The 6,651-nt window shown below is 77.5% G+C and carries 8 protein-coding genes; all 8 read right to left on the reverse strand.

Features of this window, described 5'->3' with window-relative positions:
* Positions 1-19: 19 nt before the first annotated feature.
* Positions 20-697, reverse strand: coding sequence for a Trp biosynthesis-associated membrane protein (locus BUE37_RS22205; protein ID WP_073422614.1), 678 nt, complete (start codon positions 695-697; stop codon positions 20-22).
* Positions 694-2,214, reverse strand: coding sequence for an anthranilate synthase component I (locus BUE37_RS22210; protein ID WP_073422615.1), 1,521 nt, complete (start codon positions 2,212-2,214; stop codon positions 694-696). Before BUE37_RS22210 ends, BUE37_RS22205 begins: the two co-directional genes overlap by 4 nt.
* Positions 2,201-2,572, reverse strand: a complete 372-nt coding sequence (hisI, locus tag BUE37_RS22215; RefSeq protein WP_073422616.1) for a phosphoribosyl-AMP cyclohydrolase — start codon at positions 2,570-2,572, stop codon at positions 2,201-2,203. Before hisI ends, BUE37_RS22210 begins: the two co-directional genes overlap by 14 nt.
* Before the next feature lie 36 nt (positions 2,573-2,608).
* Positions 2,609-3,097: a hypothetical protein gene (locus BUE37_RS22220; RefSeq protein WP_073422617.1), complete on the reverse strand. Its 489-nt coding sequence runs from the start codon at positions 3,095-3,097 to the stop codon at positions 2,609-2,611.
* Positions 3,094-3,750: a hypothetical protein gene (locus tag BUE37_RS22225; protein ID WP_073422618.1), complete on the reverse strand. Its 657-nt coding sequence runs from the start codon at positions 3,748-3,750 to the stop codon at positions 3,094-3,096. Before BUE37_RS22225 ends, BUE37_RS22220 begins: the two co-directional genes overlap by 4 nt.
* The gene (locus BUE37_RS22230) at positions 3,747-5,399 is read right to left on the reverse strand and encodes an FAD-binding dehydrogenase (protein ID WP_073422651.1); all 1,653 of its coding nucleotides are present in this window, start codon (positions 5,397-5,399) and stop codon (positions 3,747-3,749) included. The genes BUE37_RS22225 and BUE37_RS22230 overlap by 4 nt, the downstream gene beginning before the upstream one ends.
* A 10-nt stretch (positions 5,400-5,409) precedes the next feature.
* Complete coding sequence (locus BUE37_RS22235; RefSeq protein WP_073422619.1) at positions 5,410-5,952, reverse strand: hypothetical protein; 543 nt, start codon at positions 5,950-5,952, stop codon at positions 5,410-5,412.
* A 79-nt stretch (positions 5,953-6,031) separates the two neighbouring features.
* On the reverse strand, positions 6,032-6,451 hold the full coding sequence (locus BUE37_RS22240; protein WP_073422620.1) for a hypothetical protein: 420 nt from the start codon (positions 6,449-6,451) through the stop codon (positions 6,032-6,034).
* Between the last annotated feature and the right edge of the window lie 200 nt (positions 6,452-6,651).

Below are 6,651 nucleotides of genomic sequence, written 5' to 3' on the forward strand. Positions count from 1 at the left end.
GTCGGACGGTGGACCCAGCCTAGCGACGGCGGCCCGTGGCCCCGGCCGCCGGGTCACCGGCGGTCCCCCCGGCGCCGTCCCCCGGCCGGTCCCCGTCGGTCCTGTCGTCGGTCGGGTCGCCCGTCGGGTCGTCGGTCGGGTCGTCGCCGCGGTCGAGGGCGCGCCAGGCGTCGAGCGCCCGGTCCTCGTCGGTGCGCGGACGGGCGGGCGCCGGCGCGCCCGCGCGCTCGTAGCGGCGGCCCATGCCGGGCCAGCGCCGCCCGCGCAGCACGACCAGCACCCCGGCCGCGACCGCGACGGCGGCGGCCACCAGGACCAGCACCGGCCAGGCCGCGGCCACCTCGGCGGACCGCTCCTCCCCCGCTCCGGCGGTGCCCGGGTCGGCGCCGCCGGTGAGCACGCGCAGCCCCGACCAGGCCAGCGCCCCGCCGGCCAGCACCACGAGCACGCCGACGGCGACCCGCCCGGCGCCGCGCACGGCGAGCACCGCGACGGCGGCGGCGAGCAGCAGCAGGCCGGCGGCCGGGACGAGCGGCGCGAGCGAGGACCCGGTGAGCGTCTCGGTGACCGGGGGCAGCGGCGGGCGCCGGGTGACGGTCACCGTCGACCAGGACTGCCCGCCGGCCGACAGCGCCAGCGCGCCGGCCAGCGCGCAGCCGGCGAGCGCCGTCCCCGTCTCCCGCCGGGCGGTGCTCATCGGACCTCCCGCATGCCCTCCGCCGTCGCGATCGCCGAGAGCACCGCGCGCGCCTTGTGCCGGGTCTCGGCCTCCTCGGTGGCGGGGTCGCTGTCGGCCACGACGCCGGCGCCGGCCTGCACGTAGGCGCGGCCCTGGTGCAGCACGGCGGTGCGGATGGCGATGGCCATGTCCATGTCGCCACTGGCGTCGACGTAGCCGACGGTGCCGGCGTACAGCGCCCGCCGGGTGGGCTCCAGCGACTCGATGATCTCCATGGCGCGCGGCTTGGGGGCGCCGGAGACGGTGCCCGCCGGGAACGTGGCGTCGAAGACGTCGAGGGCGTCGCGGCCGGCCTCGACCTCGCCGGAGACGGTCGAGACCAGGTGCATGACGTGGCTGTAGTACTCGACCCGCATGAAGTCGGGCACCTCGACCGTGCCCGGCACGCACACCCGGCCGAGGTCGTTGCGGGCCAGGTCGACGAGCATGACGTGCTCGGCCCGCTCCTTGGGGTCGGCCAGCAGCCCCTCGGCGAGGCGGATGTCCTCCTCCTCGGTGGCCCCGCGCGGGCGGGTGCCGGCCGGCGGGTGGACGACGGCGGAGCTGCCGGTCACGGTCACCAGCGCCTCCGGGGAGGACCCGACGACGTCGAACGGCGACTCCCGCCCCGCGAAGCGCAGCAGGTACATGTACGGCGAGGGGTTGGTGGCGCGCAGCACCCGGTACAGGTCGAGCGCGTCGACGCCGGTGTCGGTCTCGAACCGCTGCGCGAGCACGACCTGGAAGGCGTCGCCGGCGCGGATGTGCTCGCGCACGGTCTCGACGCCAGCCTCGAACTCCCCCGGCGCCATGGTGCTGCGCACCGGCGGCGGGTCGGCCGGGGTGAAGGTGGCGACGCCCGGCGGGACGGCCTTGGTGAGGTCGGCGGCCATCGCGTCGAGGCGGGCGACGGCGTCATCCCAGGCGGCCTCCCGGGCGGCGTCCCCGGCGGCGGCGCCGGGCAGCGCGTTGGCGATGAGCAGCACCGTGCCGTCGGTGTGGTCGAGGACGGCGAGGTCGGTGACCAGGCTGAGCGCGAGCTCGGGCATGCCCAGGTCGTCGGTGGCCGTGGCGGGCAGCCGCTCCAGCCGCCGGACGACGTCGTAGCCCAGGTAGCCGACCAGTCCGCCGGTGAGCCGCGGCAGGCCCGGGGTGCGCGGCGAGCGCAGCCGGCGGGCGAGCGTGCGGACGGCGGCCAGCGGGTCGTCGGGCAGGTCGTCGGTGAGGCCGGGCAGCGGGTCGCCGAGCCACAGGGTGCGGCCGTCGCGCTCGGTCAGCACGCCGGCGCTGCGCACGCCGACGAAGCTGTAGCGCGACCACCGCTTGCCCTGCTCGGCGGACTCCAGCAGCACGGTGCCCGGGCGGTTGCCGGCGAGCTTGCGGTACACGCCGACGGCGGTCTCGCCGTCGGCCAGCAGCCGCCGGGTGACCGGCACGACCGCCTGCTGCGCGGCGGCGAACTCCTCCCGCGTGGGCGTGGTCTCACCGAGCCGCACGGCCGGCCCCCAGGTCGCGGTGGAAGCAGCTGCGCTCGCCGGTGTGGCAGGCCGGGCCCTCCTGGTCGACGAGCACCAGCAGCGCGTCGCCGTCGCAGTCCAGGCGCACGTCGCGCACCCACTGGCGGTGCCCGGAGGTCTCGCCCTTGACCCAGTACTCCTGCCGGCTGCGCGACCAGTAGGTGGCCCGGCCGGTGGTCAGCGTGCGGTGCAGGGCCTCGTCGTCCATCCAGGCGACCATGAGGACCTCACCGGTGTCGTGCTGCTGGACGACGGCGGCGACGAGCCCGGCGGGGTCGCGGGTCAGGAGCGCGGCCACCTCCGGGTCCAGCCCGGAGGCGGTGGGGACGGCGGACATGCGCCCGATCGTCCCACCGGGCGGGGGCGGCGCCGCTCAGCGGGCCTGCGGGACTCCCTCGGCGGAGGCGCGGGCGGCCAGCCACGCGGTCGTGGACGCCGCCCGGGCGCGGGAGGCAACCCACAGCGCGACCGGTCCGGGCAGGGCGGCCAGGAGCCCGGCGAGGACGAGCCCGTCGCCGTCCTCGCCGGCCAGCATCCCGGCGGCCAGCGCCAGCAGCCAGTACAGCGTCACCGCGACCTGCACCGCGACGGCGACGTACAGCAGGCCCCGCCCGGCGCCGGTGAGCAGCAGCAGCGCCCCGCCCAGGAACAGCAGCCCGGCGACCAGGGTGACGCCGAGGACCGGCACGAGGACGTCGAAGAGGACGGCGGCGAGCCCGTCGAGCTCCCGCCACGGCACCGACAGCCCGACCAGGAGGGCGAGGAACCCGCCCGGCAGCGCGGCCAGCGCCAGCACGACCGCCGTCCAGCCGGCCTGGTGGACCGACCCGGGCCGCGGCGGCAGCGGGATCCTGCCGGTCATCGCCGGACGGCCTCGTCGGTGCCGGCGGCCCACCGCCGGACCGGGCCGACGAGCAGCAGGCCGAGGGCGACGGCGGGCGCGGCGGTGAAGAACAGCACCCCGACGACGAGCACCGCGGCCGGGCCGACGACGTCGTCCGAGAAGCCGTCGAGGGTGCTGAGCCGGACCACCCAGTACAGGGACAGCGCGAGCTGGACGCCGAGCGCGGCGACCAGCGTCGCCCAGGTCCCCCGGCCGCGGCGGTTGAGCACGAGGACGCCGCCGACGACCAGCGCGACGGCCGACAGCAGCTGCACGACGGTCACGACGGTCGCCTCGGTGACGAGCGCGTCGGCCTGCGCGTCGCCGCCGAACTCGGTGGCGAGGAACCCGAACGTGCTGGCCAGCAGGAGCAGGTAGGCCGAGGAGAGGGCCACCGCGGCCGCCTGCACGAACGACAGCACGGCGGCCGCCACGACCTGCCCGGGCCGGCGCGGGCGGGCCGGTGCGGGGGGCCCGTAGGCCGGCCACTGCTGTGGGGGCCAGCCGTACCCGGGCGGGGCCCAGCCGCCCGGGTACGGCTGCGGCGGCGGGGCGGAGACCGGCGGCCCGGCGTAGGCGACCGGCTCGGTCTCCGTGGCCGGGTCCGACCAGGGGCTGGCCGGGTGCGTCACAGGGCGGCCGCCAGCGCGCGGCCGGCCACCCGCCCGGAGAAGAGGCAGCCGCCGAGGAAGGTGCCCTCGAGCGAGCGGTAGCCGTGCACGCCGCCGCCCCCGAACCCGGCGACCTCGCCCGCCGCGTACAGGCCGGGGAACACCTCGCCACCGGGCCGCAGCACACGGCCGGACAGGTCGGTCTCCAGCCCGCCGAGGGACTTGCGGGTGAGCAGGTTGAGCCGGACGGCGATGAGCGGGCCGGCCTCGGGGTCGAGCAGCCGGTGCGGCGGGGCGACGCGGATGAGCTTGTCGCCGAGGTAGTTGCGCGCGCCGCGGACGGCGGTCAGCTGCAGGTCCTTGGTGAAGGCGTGGTCCACCGCGCGGTCGCGGGCGAGCACCTCGCGCTCGACGGTCGCGAGCTCGATGACCGGGCTGCCGCCGGTGACCCGGTTCATCCCGGCGACGAGCTCGGGCAGCGAGGTGGCGGTGACGAAGTCCTCGCCGCGGTCGAGGAACGCCTGCACCGGCGCCGACACGCCCGCCTTGACCCGGTTGAGCAGGAGGCGGACGTCCTTGCCGGTCAGGTCGGGGTTCTGCTCGGAGCCCGACAGCGCGAACTCCTTCTCGACGATCTTCTTCGTCGCGACGAACCACGTGTGCTCGTGGCCGGTCTGCCCGATGTGGGCGAGCGTGCCGAGGGTGTCGAAGCCGGGGAACAGCGGCACCGGCAGGCGGTTGCCGGTCGCGTCGAGCCACAGCGACGAGGGCCCGGGCAGGATCCGGATGCCGTGGCGCGCCCACACCGGCGAGTGGTTGGCGATGCCCTCGGTGTAGTGCCACATGCGGTCGGCGTTGACGACGTTGGCGCCCGCGGCCTGGGTGGCCTCGAGCATCAGCCCGTCGACGTGCGCGGGCACGCCCGACAGCAGCCGCTGCGGCGCCGGCCCGAGGCGGGCCGGCCAGTTGCGGCGCACCAGGTCGTGGTTGCCGCCGATGCCGCCGGAGGTGACGACGACGGCCTGCGCGCCGATCTCGAACTCGCCCGCCGCGGTGCGCGAGCTGGCCTCCCCGCGGGCGGCGTCGCTGGGCTCGAGCACCTCGCCGCGCACGCCGGTGACCGCGCCGTCGGTGACGACCAGGCCGGTGACCCGGTGGCGGAAGCGCAGCTCCACCAGGCCGCGGTCGACGGCGGCGCGCACCCGCCGGGCGAAGGGCTCGACGATTCCGGGGCCGGTGCCCCACACGATGTGGAAGCGCGGGACCGAGTTGCCGTGGCCGGTGGCGGTGTAGCCGCCGCGCTCGGCCCAGCCGACGATCGGGAAGAACCCGATGCCCTGCTCGCGCAGCCAGGCGCGCTTCTCACCGGCCGCGAACTGCAGGTAGGCCTCGGCCCACTGCCGCGGCCAGTGGTCCTCGGCGCGGTCGAAGCCGGCGGTGCCGAACCAGTCCTGGCGGGCGAGCTCCAGGGAGTCGCGCACCCGCAGCCGGCGCTGCTCGGGCGAGTCGACCAGGAACAGCCCGCCGAAGGACCACCAGGCCTGGCCGCCGAAGGAGGCCTCCGGCTCCTGCTCGACGAGCACCACCCGCTTGCCGGCGTCGGCCAGCTCGGCGGTCGCCACCAGCCCGGCCAGCCCGGACCCCACCACGACGACGTCTGTGTCAGCCACGGGCGGCACGCTAGCGGCCGCGGCTCCCGGTGCGGCCGGGACGAGCCGGGGCGGGGGCCGGGTTCCCCCGGCCGGGCCGCGTCCACTCCCGGATCGGGCGGCGCACGGCGAGCACCAGGCAGCCGAGCGGGCCGGCGAGCAGGAGCAGCGACCACCCCACCCCGCTGCCGTCGCCGATGGCGCCGAACAGCAGCGCGGAGGCGAGCAGCAGGAGCATCGGCAGCACGGCGGCCAGCGCCAGCACCAGCCAGCCGCGGCCCCGGCCGCGCAGCACGAGGGCGGCCCCGGCGAGGGCCAGCAGCGCCAGCGCGGCAGAGACGACGACGTACCAGTGCAGGCCCGGGTCGGGCTCCCACAGCAGCCAGCCGAGGTAGAGGTCCTCGGCGGCGACGAGCAGGCCGAAGACGGCGGCGAACGGCGCGGTGAGCGGGCGGCCCGGCGGGAGCGGCGGCGGACCGGTCCGCCGGACCGCCGACGACGGCGCGGCCGCCGCACGGGGCGAGCGGCGGGTCGTCGTCCGGGTCGCCGCCCGGCGGGAGGAGGACGACGGCATGCCGCGCAGCGTAGGAGCGCCGCCTGGACGGTCCCTGTCAGGACCGTGTCGTCAGGCCCGTGTCGTCAGGACCGTGTCGTCAGGCCCGGCGGCCGCGGCGCGCCGCCCGGGCCTCGGCCGACCAGCGGCCCACCGCCGGCGTCATCGCCAGCGCCGCGGCGACGACCGGGCACAGGGCCAGCACGAACGGCCCGGCACCCACCGACTGCCCGACCGACGCGGAGATCACGGCGATCAGCACGGCCCCGGCGACGGTGGCGAGCGCGGCGACCACCAGCGGGACGCGACCGCGCCGCAGGAGGAACCAGCCCAGGGCGAACAGCTGCAGCAGCGGCAGGAGCAGCAGCAGGCCGGTCTCGAGCCAGTCGCGCCCCGCGTCGGCCTCGAGGCCGCCGAGCGCGATGACCAGGAACGCCACCACGACGAGCGGCAGCACGCCGAGCGCGGCGACGATGGCCGCGGCCAGGGCCGGTCCGGGGATCCGCGAGGGCGCGCTCATGCGGCGCAGCCTAGGAGACCGGTGATCACGCCGGTCGCCTCGTGGACGGCTGCCCGTCCGCCGGGCATGCCGGCGGGCCGCCGTCCGGGGTGGGCGGCGGCGCGGCGGGTCGTGGGGTCAGGTGCGGAGCCGGGTGGTGGTGATGAGGATCTCGGTGCCGTCGGGTCGCCAGGTGCGCCACCGGTCGTGGACGCGTTGCA

It is taken from the genome of Geodermatophilus nigrescens (assembly GCF_900129495.1).
GTDB classification, from domain to species: Bacteria; Actinomycetota; Actinomycetes; order Mycobacteriales; family Geodermatophilaceae; genus Geodermatophilus; species Geodermatophilus nigrescens.

Coding starts and splice junctions, on each gene's coding strand:
- BUE37_RS22205 (WP_073422614.1), bottom strand. CDS start 697: ATGAGCACCGCCCGGCGGGAGACGGGGACGGCGCTCGCCGGCTGCGCG.
- hisI (WP_073422616.1), bottom strand. CDS start 2,572: ATGTCCGCCGTCCCCACCGCCTCCGGGCTGGACCCGGAGGTGGCCGCG.
- BUE37_RS22220 (WP_073422617.1), bottom strand. CDS start 3,097: ATGACCGGCAGGATCCCGCTGCCGCCGCGGCCCGGGTCGGTCCACCAG.
- BUE37_RS22235 (WP_073422619.1), bottom strand. CDS start 5,952: ATGCCGTCGTCCTCCTCCCGCCGGGCGGCGACCCGGACGACGACCCGC.
- BUE37_RS22240 (WP_073422620.1), bottom strand. CDS start 6,451: ATGAGCGCGCCCTCGCGGATCCCCGGACCGGCCCTGGCCGCGGCCATC.